Source organism: Lentzea aerocolonigenes (genome assembly GCF_000974445.1).
Taxonomy (GTDB): Bacteria; Actinomycetota; Actinomycetes; order Mycobacteriales; family Pseudonocardiaceae; genus Lentzea; species Lentzea aerocolonigenes.
Genome location: NZ_BBOJ01000017.1, coordinates 177,629 through 192,997, shown reverse-complemented (window position 1 = coordinate 192,997; position 15,369 = coordinate 177,629). Strand labels below are relative to the sequence as shown.

Annotated in this window: 16 protein-coding genes; 11 read left to right on the top strand and 5 right to left on the bottom strand. The window is 69.7% G+C overall.

What is annotated here, in order from left to right:
* The first annotated feature begins 112 nt into the window (after positions 1-112).
* The 5 genes from AOM45_RS31230 to AOM45_RS31210 all read left to right on the top strand — a co-directional run bounded on the left by AOM45_RS31230 (position 113) and on the right by AOM45_RS31210 (position 3,223).
* On the top strand, positions 113-937 hold the full coding sequence (locus AOM45_RS31230; RefSeq protein WP_201780100.1) for a cellulose-binding domain-containing protein: 825 nt from the start codon (positions 113-115) through the stop codon (positions 935-937).
* A gap of 54 nt (positions 938-991) precedes the next feature.
* On the top strand, positions 992-1,759 hold the full coding sequence (locus tag AOM45_RS31225) for a hypothetical protein (RefSeq protein WP_201780099.1): 768 nt from the start codon (positions 992-994) through the stop codon (positions 1,757-1,759).
* Positions 1,756-1,959: an SMP-30/gluconolactonase/LRE family protein gene (locus AOM45_RS31220; protein ID WP_030466654.1), complete on the top strand. Its 204-nt coding sequence runs from the start codon at positions 1,756-1,758 to the stop codon at positions 1,957-1,959. Before AOM45_RS31225 ends, AOM45_RS31220 begins: the two co-directional genes overlap by 4 nt.
* 62 nt (positions 1,960-2,021) lie before the next feature.
* Positions 2,022-2,636 carry a ClpP family protease gene (locus AOM45_RS31215; protein ID WP_030466653.1) on the top strand — a complete coding sequence of 205 codons (615 nt, stop codon included), beginning with the start codon at positions 2,022-2,024 and terminating at the stop codon, positions 2,634-2,636.
* Positions 2,633-3,223, top strand: coding sequence for a ClpP family protease (locus AOM45_RS31210; protein WP_030466652.1), 591 nt, complete (start codon positions 2,633-2,635; stop codon positions 3,221-3,223). The genes AOM45_RS31215 and AOM45_RS31210 overlap by 4 nt, the downstream gene beginning before the upstream one ends.
* A gap of 193 nt (positions 3,224-3,416) precedes the next feature.
* On the opposite strand, the gene AOM45_RS31205 is transcribed toward AOM45_RS31210, so the two are convergent.
* Positions 3,417-3,773, bottom strand: coding sequence for a helix-turn-helix domain-containing protein (locus tag AOM45_RS31205; protein WP_030466651.1), 357 nt, complete (start codon positions 3,771-3,773; stop codon positions 3,417-3,419).
* A 147-nt stretch (positions 3,774-3,920) separates the two neighbouring features.
* On the opposite strand from AOM45_RS31205, the gene AOM45_RS31200 reads away from it, so the two are divergent.
* On the top strand, positions 3,921-4,724 hold the full coding sequence (locus AOM45_RS31200) for a calcium-binding protein (RefSeq protein ID WP_156093708.1): 804 nt from the start codon (positions 3,921-3,923) through the stop codon (positions 4,722-4,724).
* Positions 4,725-4,804: 80 nt separating this feature from the next.
* Positions 4,805-5,542, top strand: coding sequence for a hypothetical protein (locus AOM45_RS31195; RefSeq protein WP_156093707.1), 738 nt, complete (start codon positions 4,805-4,807; stop codon positions 5,540-5,542).
* Here AOM45_RS31195 and AOM45_RS31190 read toward each other — a convergent pair.
* Complete coding sequence (locus tag AOM45_RS31190; protein WP_059362789.1) at positions 5,514-8,498, bottom strand: AfsR/SARP family transcriptional regulator; 2,985 nt, start codon at positions 8,496-8,498, stop codon at positions 5,514-5,516. The two genes, AOM45_RS31195 and AOM45_RS31190, sit on opposite strands and share 29 nt — an antisense overlap.
* 110 nt (positions 8,499-8,608) lie before the next feature.
* On the opposite strand from AOM45_RS31190, the gene AOM45_RS31185 reads away from it, so the two are divergent.
* Complete coding sequence (locus AOM45_RS31185) at positions 8,609-9,400, top strand: SDR family NAD(P)-dependent oxidoreductase (protein ID WP_030466647.1); 792 nt, start codon at positions 8,609-8,611, stop codon at positions 9,398-9,400.
* A 9-nt stretch (positions 9,401-9,409) separates the two neighbouring features.
* Positions 9,410-10,000, top strand: coding sequence for a TetR/AcrR family transcriptional regulator (locus AOM45_RS31180; RefSeq protein WP_030466646.1), 591 nt, complete (start codon positions 9,410-9,412; stop codon positions 9,998-10,000).
* On the opposite strand, the gene AOM45_RS31175 is transcribed toward AOM45_RS31180, so the two are convergent.
* The 3 genes from AOM45_RS31175 to AOM45_RS31165 are packed head-to-tail and all read right to left on the bottom strand — an operon-like array spanning position 9,997 to position 12,954.
* Complete coding sequence (locus AOM45_RS31175) at positions 9,997-11,493, bottom strand: tripartite tricarboxylate transporter permease (RefSeq protein ID WP_030466645.1); 1,497 nt, start codon at positions 11,491-11,493, stop codon at positions 9,997-9,999. The genes AOM45_RS31180 and AOM45_RS31175 overlap by 4 nt on opposite strands.
* On the bottom strand, positions 11,486-11,977 hold the full coding sequence (locus tag AOM45_RS31170; protein ID WP_030466644.1) for a tripartite tricarboxylate transporter TctB family protein: 492 nt from the start codon (positions 11,975-11,977) through the stop codon (positions 11,486-11,488). The genes AOM45_RS31175 and AOM45_RS31170 overlap by 8 nt, the downstream gene beginning before the upstream one ends.
* On the bottom strand, positions 11,974-12,954 hold the full coding sequence (locus AOM45_RS31165) for a Bug family tripartite tricarboxylate transporter substrate binding protein (RefSeq protein WP_030466643.1): 981 nt from the start codon (positions 12,952-12,954) through the stop codon (positions 11,974-11,976). The genes AOM45_RS31170 and AOM45_RS31165 overlap by 4 nt, the downstream gene beginning before the upstream one ends.
* 141 nt (positions 12,955-13,095) lie before the next feature.
* Here AOM45_RS31165 and AOM45_RS31160 point away from each other — a divergent pair, with 141 nt between their 5' ends.
* Both AOM45_RS31160 and AOM45_RS31155 read left to right on the top strand, forming a co-directional pair.
* The gene (locus AOM45_RS31160) at positions 13,096-14,667 is read left to right on the top strand and encodes an ATP-binding protein (protein ID WP_035909648.1); all 1,572 of its coding nucleotides are present in this window, start codon (positions 13,096-13,098) and stop codon (positions 14,665-14,667) included.
* Positions 14,664-15,335 carry a response regulator gene (locus AOM45_RS31155; protein WP_030466641.1) on the top strand — a complete coding sequence of 224 codons (672 nt, stop codon included), beginning with the start codon at positions 14,664-14,666 and terminating at the stop codon, positions 15,333-15,335. Before AOM45_RS31160 ends, AOM45_RS31155 begins: the two co-directional genes overlap by 4 nt.
* The last annotated feature ends 34 nt before the right edge of the window (positions 15,336-15,369 follow it).

Below are 15,369 nucleotides of genomic sequence, written 5' to 3'. Positions count from 1 at the left end.
TTCAACGACGCGTCGGGAGCTTCTGGTGCTGCGGAAGTCCTTGTCTTTTCTCATGGTTCTCCTCACGTGTGCGTGCACTGTGGAGAGTCCGGCTCCTCCTGTGAAGTCTGTCGTGCCCACGCCCACCCTGGTCACCGACGCGCGGCAGATGCCCGTGATCGTCCGCGAGGTGATCGACGCCCGCACGGTCGAGCTGGACGGCGGCGACCGCGTCCGGATCTCGCTGCTCGCCGCACCCGCGGAGTGCTGGGCCGCCGCGGCGGTCGCGTTCGCGAGGAAGACCTTGCTCGGAAGGCCTGTCCGGGTCTCGTCCCTCATTCCCGGCGAGGTGAACCTGTGGCTCGAGGACGGCACCGACTACGCGTTGCTCGCCGTGCGGGAGGGTGTGCTGCGGGCGCAGGGTGCGGCCGGCGCGTTCGCCGATGCGGAAGTTGCCGCGGCGCGCGAGAACCGCGGTCTGTGGGGAAGTCCTTGTGAGGGCTTGGACGTCACGACGACCACGCCGCCTCCGAAACGCGTGCAGCCGACGAAGCCGGTCGTGACCACCACGTCTTCGGTCGTGACTCCGCCGCCTCCGCCTCCACCGCCGCCTTCGCCCTCGCCTGCACCGTCCGTGCCGCCGTGCACCGTCACGTATCGGGTCAGCGGACAGTGGCCGGGCGGCTTCCAGGGTGGCATCAGGATCAGGAACACCGGTCCCGCCGCGATCAACGGGTGGACGTTGCGGTGGTCGTTCGGCGACGGCCAGACGGTGACGAACATGTGGAACGCGACGTCGTCGCAGCGAGGTGCGGCCGTCACCGCGACCAACGTGTTCTACACGGCGACGATCGCGCCCGGCGGTGAGGTCGAGATCGGCTTCCTCGGGTCGTTGCGCGACCGGAACGCGGCTCCTGCGTCGTTCACGCTCAACGGAACGGTCTGTGCGAAGGGCTGAAGGTGCGGCAAGATAAATTAGTAATTAACTGATTGGTCTTGCTGAAGGTGGAACGTGCGGGTCATCACGGCGGTGCCGCTGTACACCGAAGTCGATCGAGACCTCGGCGGTCGCTGGACAACGCTGCGCACGGCCCACCGCGAGTGGCTGTGGCACCGCGCCGCCCCCGCTCGTTGCCACGTCGCGCCGGGTGATCCGTTCGTCGACGCGGGTGGTCTGGAGGAGTGCGTCCCGACCGTCCGCGGCACGCCTGATCACGGCGACGCCTGGAGCCGGCCGTGGCACGAGACCGGTGTGGACTGTCCGGACTTCACGCTCCGCCGGGTGATCGGCTCGCGGGACGGCGCCGTCGTCGCGGACTACGAGCTGACCGCAGAGCCGGGCTACCGGTTCGTGTGGGCGGCGCACGCGTTGCTGGACGTCGGTGTTTCAGCTCGTCTCGTCGCACCTCACGGCACTCCGGTACTGATCACCGATCCGACACCGGCGCACGACGAATGGCCTGCGGGGCTTGCCGATCTCGGCCCAGACGACGGCACGGCTGTCGGCGCGATCGTCGAGCACGGCCAGATCCGCGTGGTGGATGGAGATCATCAGCTCGACCTGCGCGTCGAGTGCGCCGATCAACCCGTGTCGATCGCCCTGTGGCGCAACCTGCGGGGCTGGCCGGAAGGCGACCCGTACCGCAGCGTCGGCGTGGAACCCATGCTGGGCAGGACTTTCGACCGCGACGACCCCACCCGTCCGGTCGCGGTCGTGCCCGCGTCGGGAACCGTGCGCTGGCGCCTGACCATCACCGCCTTCGTGGAAGGACAGGCATGACGCTGACGCAGTGGAACTTCGAGCAACTCGAACTCGGCGAAGGGGCGCGCTGGATCAACGGCAGGCTGGTCGTGGTCGACCTCCTGGCCGGACGCGTGCTGGAAACGCCCGGCGACGTCCCCGCCCTGTTCCGGGAGATCGCCCACCTCCCGGTCCCGGTGGGCGCGGTCGCTCCGATCCGCGACGGAGGGCTGCTGTGAGCTGATCTGCCCACAGCAGAGAAAGCGGCGCACCCTCCGCGCCGACCGGCATCGTCGGTGCCATGACGAACAACGAGAAGCTCTTCAGCCCAGGGCTGCGAGAACGGTTCTTCGGTCAGCGGGTGCTGATTCTCGACGGTGCGCTCGACGACGACAACGGCACGGTGCTGGCGACTCAGATGCTGTCGCTGGCGAGTGAGGATCCGCGGCAGGACATCGCGTTGTGGATCCACTCGCCGGGTGGTTCGGTGCCCGCGATGCTCGCCATTCGCGACGTCATGCGGCTCGTGCCGTGCGACGTGGCGACGTTGGCGCTCGGGTTGGCGTGCAGCGCGGGGCAGTTCCTGCTGTCGGCGGGCACCAAGGGCAAGCGGTTCGCCTTGCCGCACGCGCGGATCCTGATGCACCAGGGGAGTGCGGGCATCGGGGGTTCCGCGGTCGAGGTGGAGGTGCAGGCGGACGACCTGCGGCACACCAGGGACACCGTGCTCGGGCTCATCGCCGAGGACACCGGGCAGCCGTTCGACCGGATCTTCACCGACTCGTTGCACGACAGGTGGTTCACCACGGCGCAGGCGCGTGAGTACGGGTTCATCGACCACGTCGTCAGCGACCTCGGGCAGGTCGTGCCCGTCCGCATGCACAAGCTGGGACTTCACTCGGGGGCCGTCGCATGAGCAGCTACACGATTCCCAACGTCATCACGCGCGACGCACGCGGCGAGCGGGTCATGGACGTCTACTCGCACCTGTTGTCCGAGCGGATCGTCTACCTCGGCACCGGAATCGACTCGGGCGTGGCCAACGCGTTGATCGCGCAGCTGTTCCACCTGGAGGCGGACAACCCGGACCTGGAGATCAACCTCTACATCAACTGCGAGGGCGGCGATCCGTCCGCGATGCTCGCGCTGTACGACACGATGCGCTACATCAAGGCGCCGGTGGCCACGACGTGTGTCGGTCAGGCAGTGGCGGCGGGCGCCGTGCTGCTCGCGGCGGGGGCGGAAGGACGCCGGTCGGTCCTGCCCCACTCGCGGGTTGTGCTGCACCAGCCGGCGGCGCAGGGGCGTGGCACGATCCCCGACCTCATCCTGGCGGCGGACGAGGTGGTGCGGGTGCGCACGCAGCTGGAGAACATCCTGGCCCGGCACACCGGCCGGAGCGTGGACGAACTGCGCCACGACACCGACCGGGACCGCGTGTTCGACGCGCCGGGTGCCGTCGAGTACGGGCTCGCGGACCGGGTGCTGGACCAGCGGGCGTAGGTGCGGCCCGCCCAGCCTGGGGGTGGGCGGGCTTGGGCACGGCGTGGCTGTGAGGAGGGGCAGCGGGCTTGGTGGCGGGGTGGGCGGATCTCCGACGCGGCCACGGCTTCTGACGGCGGGCAAAGCCTGTCCCACGCGGGTCGATGCCTCCAGACGAACCGGGGGCGCCCACCGCCAAAAACGTCGCCGAACGCTAGGCCACCATCAACACCGCGCCCATCGCCACCGGTCCCGACGGACGGCCGGTCGGACGTGAGGTGTGGAAGTGGCTGACCTGCTGCACGCGGAGGTGGCGGACCTGGCCTGCGACACCGATGAGCAGGTCGGCCAGGTCGATCTCCAGCGCGCCCGCGACCGCGGCGATCATCTCGCTCGACGGTTCCTTGCGGCCGCGTTCGATCTCGGAAAGGTACTGCACCGAGATGCCTGCCCGTTCGGCCACGTCGACCAGGCGGTCGCCCCGGTCCTCTCTGGTCTCGCGCAGCTTCCGGCCCAGGGCCTCACGCCACAACGGTTCGGGAGTGCGCTTGAAGTCCAGGATCTCCGCCATGTCGTCATGGTGACAGCAGCGGGACCGTGGCAAAGGGGGGTTCTGCTGTCAGCAGAAAGACGGCCCTAAAACCACCCGAAGGTGACCGAAAGAGCTCTGAGCAGGCTGTTCCCCGCACGGCAACGACCGCCAAGGGGAGACACAGCAATGAGAATGCTCATCGGTCTGGGCGCCGCCACGCTCGCCGCGATCGCCATGCCCGCTGTCGCGCACGCCGCGCCGCACACGACCGTGTACGTGAACAACCACCAGCTCGTCATCGACGCCGAGGCCGGCAAGACGAACAACGTCGTGGTCGCGCTGGACACCGCGAACCACCGGCTCAGCGTCACCGACTCCGGTGACCTGCTGGCCGTCGGCGCCGGCTGTTCGCTCAGCGGCACGACCGTGTACTGCACCTACGAGACCGGTGCCACGAAGCTGATCACGTCGGTCCGGGTCAACGCCGGTGACCTCAACGACCGCATCGCGATCAACTACGACAACACGAACGCCGACGCGATGCCGGCCTACGTGTACGGCGAGGAGGGCAACGACGTCATCGAGACCCGCGCCAAGGGCACGATCAGCGGTGGTGACGGCGTCGACACGTTGCGGCCCAAGCGCGGTGGCGTGAACGTCTACGGCGGTGCCGGCGTGGACCGCGTCGACTACAACAGCGGCAGTTCGCTGCACCCGAACTCGGGCGTCTCGGTGACCATCGGCTCCGGCACGGACGACGGCTACGACACGCTGGCGCTGAAGGACTTCGTCGCGAGCGACGTCGAGAACCTGACTGGCACCAACTTCGTCGACCACCTGGTCGGCAGCGCGGCGGCCAACAACATCGTCGCGCTGGGCGCCAACGACCTCATCTGGGGCCTCGCGGGCAACGACACGCTCAACGGCGGCCTCGGCGTGGACACCTGCCTCGACGCCGAGGACGGCGACACCCTGATCAGCTGCCCCTGACCTTAAGACGGCTTTAAGCGAGCGCGGCATCCTTCGGGTCCGCGGGCTGAGACGGCCCGCGGATCCGAAGGGGGATGGACGTGAAGGTGATGAGCACGGCGCTGCTCGTGCTGAGCTTGACCAGTCCGCACGCCGAGAGCGACGAGGTCGTGGCTGTCCACGCGACCAGCGTGGCGACGTCGAGCGGCAAGACCGTCTCGGTCGCCTGCCCGGACGGCACGAAGGTCGTGGGCACCGGGGGTTCGGTGACCGGTGAGCGGACGACGATCACGCGGGTGCGGCCGAGCGACGACCTCACGAGCGTCGAGGTCACCGCGGTCGAGCACGGCGCGGGGACCGTGCAGTCGTGGACGGTGACAGCGCGGGCCACCTGCGCGCCCGGCGAGTTCACGCTGGTGTCCAAGAGCGGCACCAAGAACGCCGAGGCGGCCTGCCCCGGCAACCAGAAGGCGCTCGGCGTCGGGGGAGAGACCGGCGGCGGGCACTTCACCAAGATGGCGCCCAAGAACAACCTCAAGGGCGGCGTGATCGAGACGTCCGGCAACACCGACGTCACGGCGCACGTGATCTGCGGGACGCGGCCGGGACTCGTCCTGCGTGGCGGCACCCCCACCGTCGTGACGACCAAGACGGCCTCGAAGTCCGTTGCGTGTCAGGACGACGAGCAGGTCGTCAGCGCCGGCGGTGCGGTCGCGGGCGCGATCATCGACGACGTCGTCCCGGCCGGCCCCGGCGCGGTCGTCTCCGGTGAGGGAACGGACGCGCAGGGCCAGGCCATCCGCTGGTCGATCACGCCCTACGTCGTGTGCTCCCGATGAAAACTCCGGGAAATGGCCGCGGATCGACCTCGATCTCCCGCATCCGGGTGACGTAGGTCTGGTAGCACCTCCGAGCCTCGCCGTGGCTCCCTGCGGCGGCGAGGACGCGCACCAGCATCAGGTGCGCCGGCTCGTCGTACGGGTCGCGTTCCAGTACGCGCAGGCAATACCTGCTGGCCAGCGCGTACTCCCCACCGGACTCGGCCCGTGCGGCGAGCACCGCCACCACCTGCAGGTAGATCAACCGGGCTTCCTCGCGCAACCGCGCCGCCCAGTCCTCGTACGGGTCCTCCTCCAGGAAGTCGCCGTGGTACGCGGACTCGGCGGCCGCCAGCAGTGACTGCGCCTCGGACGAGTTCCGTTGCGCCGCAGCGAGTCCGGCGCGTGCGTCGGCGAGGAACGCGACCACGTCGACGGGCAGCACGTCCGGGTCGAGCCGGATCGCGTCACCCTCCGCCACGATTCCCGTCCCAGCCCGCAGCACGCTGCGCGCCGTGGACAGCGCCACCGCCAGCCGGTTCGCGACCTTCTCCGGTTCCTCGTCCGGCCACAGCAGGTTTCCCAATCCCTCACGGGTGATCGGCCGTCCGCGCCGCGCGATGAGGATCTTCACCAGGTCCCTCGCCTTGCGCGACTGCCACGCGGCGGGCGGCAGCGGTTCGCCGTCGCGCAGCACCCGGAACCCGCCCAGCGTCTGGATGAACAACGCAGGCCTGCTCGCTTTCCGGCACGTCTCGGCAACGGCCGCGGCGGCCTCGGCGAGCACCCGCGCACCGAGATCCGCGGCCTGCTGCCGTGCCTCACCGGCCAGCTGTTCTCCCGCCGCACCACCGACCAGCGCCGCCTGTGCCGTGCGCACGCGAATCTCGCCGAGCGGGTCGCCGATCTCGCGCCACAGCGCCAGCGCCTGGTCGAGCAGCACCGAGTCGTTCTCCAGGGCTCCCCGCAGCTGCAACGCCCGTGCGAACCCCGCCCTGTCACCGCGTCTGGTCGCGATCTCCGCCGCTTCCTGACAGAGGTCCTTGGCCGCATCGAGCCGTGCCAGCACCAGCAGCGCCGACACGCTTTCGCCCAGCTCCAACGCTTTGCGGGCGTGCTCACGTGCCAGCTCGGGATCGTCGCAGGCGAACAGCTCGGCGAGCCCGACGTGCGCCAGCACCAGGTGCGGCACCGTGTTCTTGGCCGACGCGAGCCGCAACGCCTCCTGCAAGGCGAACCCCGCGAGCGCGCGGTCGCCGCGCAACCGGTGCACCTCGCCCAGGTACACCAGTGGTGCGGCGGCGAGCCAGCTGCCCGCCTGGTCGAAAACCTGCTGCGCGGCGTGGAAGTCGGCCGCCGCCTCGTCCAGCCTGCCGAGACCGAGCAACGCCTCGCCGCGGTTGTGCAGCCCGATGGCCCGGTAGGTCGCGAACCCCGTGACGTCCGCGAGCGGCAGCATCTCCTCGATCTCCTGCAACGCCGCCCGGTGCTCACCCGCCTCGACGTGGTGCGACGCGCGGTTCGAGCGGATGCGGATGACGCCGAGCACGTCGCCGGCCTTCTGCGCGTGGTCCAGCGCGATGTCGTAGTGCTCGGTCAGCTCGTCGCGTTTTCCCCGTGCCGCGGCGACCATCGCGAGCACGGTGTGCGCGGTGCCGATCGCGGCGTCACCGGTCGCCGTCTCCAGCGCCGTCGAAGCCTTGGCCGACGCGGCTTCCAGATCACCCAGCGCCCAGTGCGCGCTCGCGGCCGTGCTCAGGACCATCGACTCCGCGGTGGGGTCCGAGCCGTCGGGAACGTAGTCGTCGCACATCTTCAACGCGTCCTGCGGCCCGCCGCGCAGGTGCTGGATCCACGCCATCCGCCACGCGAGCTCCGCGGTCAGCCCGTCCTCGGTGGCGCGGGTGAACCGGTCGGCCGCCTGCCGCCACTCGCCGCGCAACTGGTGCGCGACGCCTTCGAGCTGCCACACCTCGGCCGTGCGCAGGTCTTCCGGCACTCGCCGGGTCGCGGTCAGCACGGCGTCCGCGCCCGCCGTTCGCAGCACGTCGCCGAGCAATGCCGTCACACCGGGCCAATCCTCCAGCGCGGCAAGGGAATCCACCGCACGCACGTACTCACCGCGGGACGCGAACCAGCGCGCCGCCTCCGCGTGCACGTCCACCGCCGGTTCCAGGAACTCCCGCGCGAGCGGCACGAGCGCGAACCACCCCGGTTCGGCGCGCACGTGCTCGACGAACAACCCGCGCCGCGCGAGCTGCGGCAGAACCGCCCCGGCTTCCTCGTGCCCCAACGAGATCAGCAGGTCGACCGTGAACCGGTCGAACGCGGCGGCGGTCCTGAGCAGCTCCCGCGTCTGTTCCGGTTCTCTGCCAACGACTTCCTCGACCAGATCGCCGAGCTCCTCCACGGTGCCCGTCTCCGCGACCAGCCGCACCGCGATCGGCCAGCCGCCGGTGACGTCCTGCACGTCGTGGCCGGCGACCACAGCTGTCTCCTCGGGGGTGAACGCGAGCTGGGCCGCGGTGATCTCGGTCAGCTCGCCGTCGACCTTCAGGCGCCGCAACGAGAACGGCGGCGGGGTGCGTCCGGACAACACCAGCCGGGCGCTCGGCGGCAGCTGGAGGCAGAGCGCTTCCAGCAACACCGAGGCCGGATCTTCCGGTCTCAGCACGTGGAGGTCGTCCAGCACGATCAGCACGTCCTCCGGCCACGCGTCGGCCAGCAGTCCCGCGACGGCGTGCGCCCGCCCGGCTTCGTCCTCTCCGGACACGGCGGGAACGCTGGTCCACCCGGCTGCCAGCGCGGACGCCATCGGCTGCACCAGCCGATGGCCTTCCTGGCAGGTGTGCCACACGACCGGACGGTCGGTGTGCGCCCGGGTCAGCAGCGTCGTCTTGCCGTAACCGGCTGGTGCGACCAGCGTCGTGAGCCTCGTCGTGCAGAGCAGCCCCTCCAACCGGGGCCGCCGGATCACCGTTGTCCTCCCACGCCCCAAGATCGTCGCACCTCAGGCAACGTTACAGACGTATTTGGGCAGATAACGACAGGTTGGCAGTGACTGCCAGTCTGGCGTACGGTGGCAGCATGGGAGTCGACTTCGGGAAGCAAACGGTGCTGGTCACCGGGGCGAGCGCGGGCATCGGCGCGGAGTTCGCGCGGCAGCTCGCGGCGCGCGGATCGAGCCTCGTGCTCGTCGCGCGCCGCAAGGACCGGCTGGAAGAGCTGGCGCAAGCGCTGCGGGCGGCGCACGGCGTGACCGTGCACGTCGTGGCCGCGGACCTCGCGCAACCGGGCATCGGTGAGCGGCTGGCGCGAGAGGTCGCGGGGTTCGGCGTCACCAGCGTCATCAACAACGCCGGGTTCGGGAACTACGGGCCGTTCCACGAGGAGGAGCCCGAACGGTTGCGGCAGGAGGTCGCGGTCGACGTCAACGCCGTCGTCGAGATCAGCAGGGCGTTCATCGAGTCGTTGCGCGCCAACGGTGACGGCTTCCTCGTGAACGTGGCGAGCATGGCCGCCTACCAGGCGAGTCCGTGGATGTCGGTCTACGGCGCGACGAAGGCGTTCGTGGTGAACTTCACCGAGGGCCTGTGGGTCGAGTCGCGTGGCACGGGTCTGCGGGTCATGGCCCTCTCACCTGGCGCGACGCGCACGGAGTTCTTCGAGGTCGCGGGCAGTGAGGAGATGACGGGAGGGATGCCGATGCAGACCGCAGGCGAGGTCGTCGCGACGGCGTTGCGCGCACTGGACCGCCGGGTCACGCCTCCCACCGTCATCCCGGGCAGGATGAACCGGACGCTGGCGTTCGCCTCGCGGCACCTGGCCTCGCGCGCGCTGAACGCCAGGATGGTCGGGCGAATGGCGCAGCGCCGATAGAGTGGGGTCATGGAGAAGCCGGCGACGCTGTGGGACCGGTCGCGTCAGGCCGTGGTGGCCGAGATCGTCGACACGGCGCTGACGTTGTTCGCCGAGCAGGGCTACGAGTCGACCACGATGGCCCAGGTCGCCACGAGGGCGGGCGTCTCGCAGCGTTCGTTGTTCCGGTACTTCGGCACCAAGGAAGACCTCGTCTGCGGCGACCAGGACGCGCTGGGCGACCTGCTGGTGTCCACCGTGGCGGCCCAGCCCGCCGAAGTGTCCACTTGGGACGCTCTGAAGGCCGGGTTCGTCACGATCGTCACCGCGTCGGACCACGAGCCGGAACGGCTGTTGGAGATCTCCAGGCTGATCTTCACGAACCCGCCGCTGCGCGCCAGGTACTTCGAGAAGCGGTTGAAGTGGCAGCGGGCGCTCGTGCCCGTCGTCGAGCAGCGGATGGGCATCGAGCCGGGCGAGCTGCCGGATCCGCGTGCGATGGGCGTCATCGTCACGGTGTTCGCGTGCGTCGACGCGGCGTCGGAGCTGTGGGTCCGGCACGGCGGCAAGGCTGATCCGTTCGAGCTGTACGAACAAGCGCTTGCCGCCGTGCGAGGTTAGACGGTCACCTCGGTCTTCTTGCGGCGCAACCGGAGCACGACCGCCGTCACCAGCAGCACCACGAGAATGCTGTACGCGACCGCCGCGAACGGACTCGTGACCAACGCGCTGAGCGAACCTTCGCTGATCTGCAGCGTGCGGCGCACCTGTTCCTCCGCCATGGGCCCGAGGATCAACCCGACCACGAGCGGTGCGACCGGATACCCGTGCCGCCGCATGAAGAACCCGACGACACCGATCACCAGCAGCACGATCAGGTCGTCCACGACGAAGTTCACCGCGTAGGTGCCCAGCGCCGCGAACAGCAGGATGCCCGCGTACAGGTACGGCCGCGGGATCTGCAGCACCTTCACCCAGATCTTCACCAGCGGCAGGTTCAGCACGAGCAGCATCAGGTTGCCGATGTACAGCGACGCGATCAGCGCCCACACCATCGCCGAGTTGTTGGTGAACAGCAACGGTCCCGGCTGGATGCCGTAGCTCTGGAACGCCGCCACGATCACGGCGGCCGTCGCGGTCGTGGGCAGGCCCAGCGTCAGCAGCGGCACGAGAACGCCTGCCGCGGCGGCGTTGTTGGCCGCCTCCGGACCCGCCACGCCCTCGATGGCGCCGCGACCGAACTCCTCCGGCCGTTTCGAGAGCTTCTTCTCCGCCGCGTACGACAGGAACGTCGACACGTCCGCACCGCCGGCCGGCACGGTGCCGATCGGGAAGCCGATGAACGTGCCGCGCAGCCAGGGCTTCCACGAGCGGGCCCAGAAGTCCCGCGTGAACCACTTGCCACCGACGGGAATCACCTCGATCGGCCCGTGCCGCAGCCGCGACGCCACGTACAGCGCCTCGCCGACCGCGAACACCCCGACCGCCACCACGACCACGTCGATCCCGTCGGCCAGCGTCGTCACCCCGAGGGTGAAGCGCTGCTGCCCGGACAACGTGTCGGTGCCGACCAGGCCGATGAACAGCCCGAGCCCCAACGACGCCAGCCCGCGCAACGGTGAGGATCCGAGCAGCGCGGCCACGGTCGTGAATGCCACCACCATCAGTGCCACGTAGTCGGCAGGGCCGAGCTGCACGGCGATGTCCGCGATGCTGGGTGCCAGCAACGTCAGCAGCACCGTGGCGATCGTGCCCGCCACGAACGACCCGATCGCCGCCGTCGCGAGTGCCGCCGCACCACGTCCGGCCTTCGCCATCTTGTTGCCCTCTAAGGCAGTCACGATGGACGCGGACTCACCGGGTGTGTTGAGCAGGATCGACGTCGTCGAGCCGCCGTACATGCCGCCGTAGTAGATGCCCGCGAAGATGATCAGCGCGGCCGTCGGGTCCAGCGAGTACGTCAACGGCAGCAGCAACGCCACCGTCATCGCCGGTCCGATGCCCGGCAGCACACCGACGGCGGTGCCGAGCGTGACGCCCAGCAGCGCGTAGAGCAGGTAGGCGGGCTGCGCGGCGGTGGCGAAACCCTCCAGCAGAGCGGTGATGCTATCCATCGAGGAACGGCACCCCTTCGAGAATCCCGGCGGGCAGCGACAGTCCGAGACCGGACGCGAACACCACCTGCACGACCAGTGCCAGCACCACCGCGATCGGCAGCGCGCGCCACCAGACCGCGCCCAACGTCCAGGCGGCACCGAAGAACAGCAGTGCCGCCGCGACCGGCCAGCCGACGAGGTCGATCAGAACCAGGTGCGCGACGAGGAACGCGACGAGCTTGCCCACGGTGACCCAGTCGGTGCGGACGTCCGAGTCGACGTCCTCACCCTCCTCGGCCTGCCCGAGCTTCCCGCGTGCCGTCGCGATGATCGCCGCCACGCCCGTCACGACGAGCAGGATCCCCACGGCGTAAGGGAAGGCGCGCGGGCCGACGGCGTTGTCGTCACGCGCGACGATCGTGGTCGCGTCGATCAGGGTGAACGCCCCGATCGCCGCGACCAGACCGCCGAACGCGTACTCCTCGACCTTCTCAGAGATCACTTCACGAGCCCGATGTTCTGCAGCGCAGGGCGGATGCGGCCGATCTCCTTGTTGAGGAACGTGGAGAACTCGCTGCCGGTCAGGAACGTGTCCGTCCAGCCCTTCTTGCTGAGCTCGTCCTTCCACTGCTGGCTCGCGTGCATGTCCGTGACGAGCTTGGTCAGCCGGTCCTTGGCCTCGGGCGTGATCCCGCCCGGCGCCACGACCCCGCGCCAGTTGATGAGCTCGACGCCCAGGTTCTGCTCCTTGAACGTCGGCACCTTCAGCGTCGCGTCCTGGTTGGGCCCGGACGTGCCGAGCGCGCGCAGCTTGCCCGCCTTGATCTGCTCGCGGTACTCGCCCACACCGGAGATGCCGGCGTCGACCTTCTTGCCCAGCAACGCGGCCAGCGACTCACCGCCACCGGAGTAGGGCACGTAGTTCAGCTTGTCCGGCGAGATGTCCTTCGCCTTGAGCAGCATGCCGGCGAGGATGTGGTCGGTGCCGCCGGCCGAACCGCCGGTGATCGACACGCCCTTGCCCTTCTCGGCCACGGCCGCGAGCAGGTCGTCGGTCGTCTTGAAGGGCGAGTCCGCCGGCACGACGAGCACCTCGTCCTCGGCGGTGAGCCGCGCGATCGGTGTCGTCTCTTCCAGCCGCGCCTTGGACGAGTTGGTCTCCACGGCGCCGACCATGACCAGGCCGGTGATCATCAGGAACGAGGTCGACTTCTCGTTGGCGAGCTTCTGCAGCCCGACCGTGCCGCCCGCGCCGCCGACGTTGCTGACCTGGACGGAGTTCGCGAGCTTGGCCCCGCTCACCGCCGACTGCATCGACCGCGCGGTCTGGTCCCAGCCACCACCGGGGTCGGCAGGAGCCATGATCTCCAGCTTCGCGATGGAGTCACCGCCGCCCGCGCTCTTCGCGCCCTGCCCACATCCGGCGAGCACCAGTCCGACAGCGGTGACCGCCACCGCTCGTCTCCAGCCCGTACCCATCGAGCACTCCTCGCTTCGTTGCGAACGTTGGGCGGGGACGCTAGGTAACTGCCGACGGGCTCGTAAGGGTTCGGTCGTAAGGTCCGTATTGGTCGTTTAGTTCGTGACCTGTTTCACAGATGATGAGTCAGAATTCCATCCATGTTCCGTCGATCTGTCTCGTTCGGTGCCTTGGTGCTGGCGTTGCAGGTGGTCATCGTGCTGGTGACGACCTGCGCGGCAGGTTTTCTGGCGGCCAAACTGCAGAGCGACCGGATCAGGGAGGCCTACAAGGACAGGATGTTGTCCGTCGCGGAAAGCGTGGCGCAGTTACCGACCGTTGTCGAGGCCTTCGATTCCAGTGACCCCGCGGCGACCATTCAGCCGTTGGCCGAACTGATCCGCAAGGCGTCCAGCGTGACGTACGTGGTCGTCACCGATCGGCAGGGCGTCCGCTACGCCCACCCCGATCCGGCACGCATCGGCGAGCGCGTCTCCACCGACCCGAGCGCCGCCCTGTCCGGCGAGGTCTTCGTCGGCACGGAGACGGGCACGCTCGGCACGTCGTTGCGCGCCAAGGTTCCGGTGCGCGCGAAGGACGGGCGGATCATCGGCATGGCCTCCGTCGGCGTCCTGGAGAGCCAGCTGTCCGACGACCTCGCGGAGGACCTGCCGGAGCTGATCGGCTGGCTGGCCGCCGCGGCACTGGTCGGCGTGCTCGGCGCGGCCCTGGTCACGCAGCACGTCCGGCGCCGCACGTTCCGGCTCGAACCGGCGGAGATCGCGCAGCTGCTGGAGACCAGGGACGCGATGCTGCACGGCATCCGCGAAGGCGTTGTCGCCGTTGACGACCAGGAGAAGCTGGCGCTGGTCAACGACGAGGCGATGCGCCTGCTCGGCCTGGTGGACGACCCGAGCGGACTTCCCGCGGCGGAGGTGCTCGACGACGGCCTGCTGGACCTGGCGCGCGACCACGACGACGTGGCGGACCGGCTCGTCCTGGCGGGAGAACGGGTTCTGGTCGCGAACAGGATGACGGCCAAGACCCACGACCGTGCCGTCGGCGTCGTGCTCACGTTGCGGGACAGGACAGAGCTGCACGACGCGTTGCGCGAACTGGACGGCCAGCGCACCGTCACCGAGGTGCTGCGCGCGCAGGCCCACGAGTTCTCGAACCACCTGCACGTCATCGGCGGCCTGCTGGACCTCGACCGCGGTGCCGACGCCGTCGCCTACATCGAACGGGTCGGCGGCGCCGGTTCGGTCACCGCGGACATCATCGACGGCGCGAACGCGGATCCCGCGCTGGCGGCGTTGCTGCTGGCGAAGTCCTCGACCGCGCACGAACGCGGTGTGGAGCTGAGGCTCGACCCGGACAGTTCGGTGGACACCCGCGCGGGCGACGACGCGTTGACCGTGCTGGGCAACCTGGTCGACAACGCGGTGGACGCCGTGGAGACCGGCGGCACCGTGCGCGTGCTGGTCCGCTCGTCGGCCAGCGGGGTGCGGGTGGTCGTGGACGACGACGGGCCGGGCGTGGCGGAGTCGCAACGCGGCAGGATCTTCGACCTGGGCGTGAGCTCGAAGGACGTCCAGGGCGCACACGGCAGGGGCATAGGACTTGCCCTGGTGTCTAGGGTGGTCACCCGGCGCAGTGGCCGGGTGGCGATCACCGACTCGGAGCTCGGCGGCGCGTCGTTCGAGGTGTGGCTGCCGGAAACGGGGAACCGATGAGCGTGCGGACGCTGGTGGTCGACGACGACTTCGCCGTGGCCGCGATTCACCGCGGGTTCCTGGAGGCGATGCCGGAGTTCGAGGTGGTCGGCGAGGCCCACCGCGGCGGCGAGGCGTTGCGTGCCGTGGAGGCGCTGCGACCGGACCTGGTGCTGCTGGACATCCACCTGCCGGACATGTCCGGGCTCGAGGTGCTGGCGAGGCTGCGCGCCCGCAACGGCCCGCCGGTCGACGTCATCGCGGTCACGGCCGCGCGGGAACGGGAGACCGTGCGGCAGGCCATGTCCAGGGGCGTCGACAACTACCTCGTGAAGCCGTTCACGCGCACGGCGTTCATGGACCGCATGCGGGAGTACCTCGCCCAGCGCATCGAGGTGCAGCGGCTCGGGCAGGTGCTGGACCAGGACGAGGTCGACCAGCTGATGCACCACCGCCCGCGCCCGCAGGTGGTGCCGAAGGGGCTGTCCGCCGTCACGCTGCGGCTCGTGATCGACGCGTTGCGGGACTGCGACAGCGACCTCTCGGCCCAGGAGGTCGGCGACAAGGCGGGGTTGTCCCGCGTCAGCGCGCGCCGGTACCTGGAGCACCTGGTGACGATCGGCAAGGCGGAGGTGCAGCCGCGCTACGGCATGGCGAACCGGCCGGCGCACGGGTACCGGCTGACCTGAGGTTCCGTTCTTCGGTCCCATCGCGTGCCTGCTC

Excerpts from the sequence above, each read along its gene's own strand:
- AOM45_RS31220 (WP_030466654.1), top strand. The coding sequence starts at position 1,756 with ATGACGCTGACGCAGTGGAACTTCGAGCAACTCGAACTCGGCGAAGGG.
- AOM45_RS31215 (WP_030466653.1), top strand. The coding sequence starts at position 2,022 with ATGACGAACAACGAGAAGCTCTTCAGCCCAGGGCTGCGAGAACGGTTC.
- AOM45_RS31210 (WP_030466652.1), top strand. The coding sequence starts at position 2,633 with ATGAGCAGCTACACGATTCCCAACGTCATCACGCGCGACGCACGCGGC.
- AOM45_RS31205 (WP_030466651.1), bottom strand. The coding sequence starts at position 3,773 with ATGGCGGAGATCCTGGACTTCAAGCGCACTCCCGAACCGTTGTGGCGT.
- AOM45_RS31200 (WP_156093708.1), top strand. The coding sequence starts at position 3,921 with ATGAGAATGCTCATCGGTCTGGGCGCCGCCACGCTCGCCGCGATCGCC.
- AOM45_RS31185 (WP_030466647.1), top strand. The coding sequence starts at position 8,609 with ATGGGAGTCGACTTCGGGAAGCAAACGGTGCTGGTCACCGGGGCGAGC.
- AOM45_RS31180 (WP_030466646.1), top strand. The coding sequence starts at position 9,410 with ATGGAGAAGCCGGCGACGCTGTGGGACCGGTCGCGTCAGGCCGTGGTG.
- AOM45_RS31175 (WP_030466645.1), bottom strand. The coding sequence starts at position 11,493 with ATGGATAGCATCACCGCTCTGCTGGAGGGTTTCGCCACCGCCGCGCAG.
- AOM45_RS31165 (WP_030466643.1), bottom strand. The coding sequence starts at position 12,954 with ATGGGTACGGGCTGGAGACGAGCGGTGGCGGTCACCGCTGTCGGACTG.
- AOM45_RS31160 (WP_035909648.1), top strand. The coding sequence starts at position 13,096 with ATGTTCCGTCGATCTGTCTCGTTCGGTGCCTTGGTGCTGGCGTTGCAG.
- AOM45_RS31155 (WP_030466641.1), top strand. The coding sequence starts at position 14,664 with ATGAGCGTGCGGACGCTGGTGGTCGACGACGACTTCGCCGTGGCCGCG.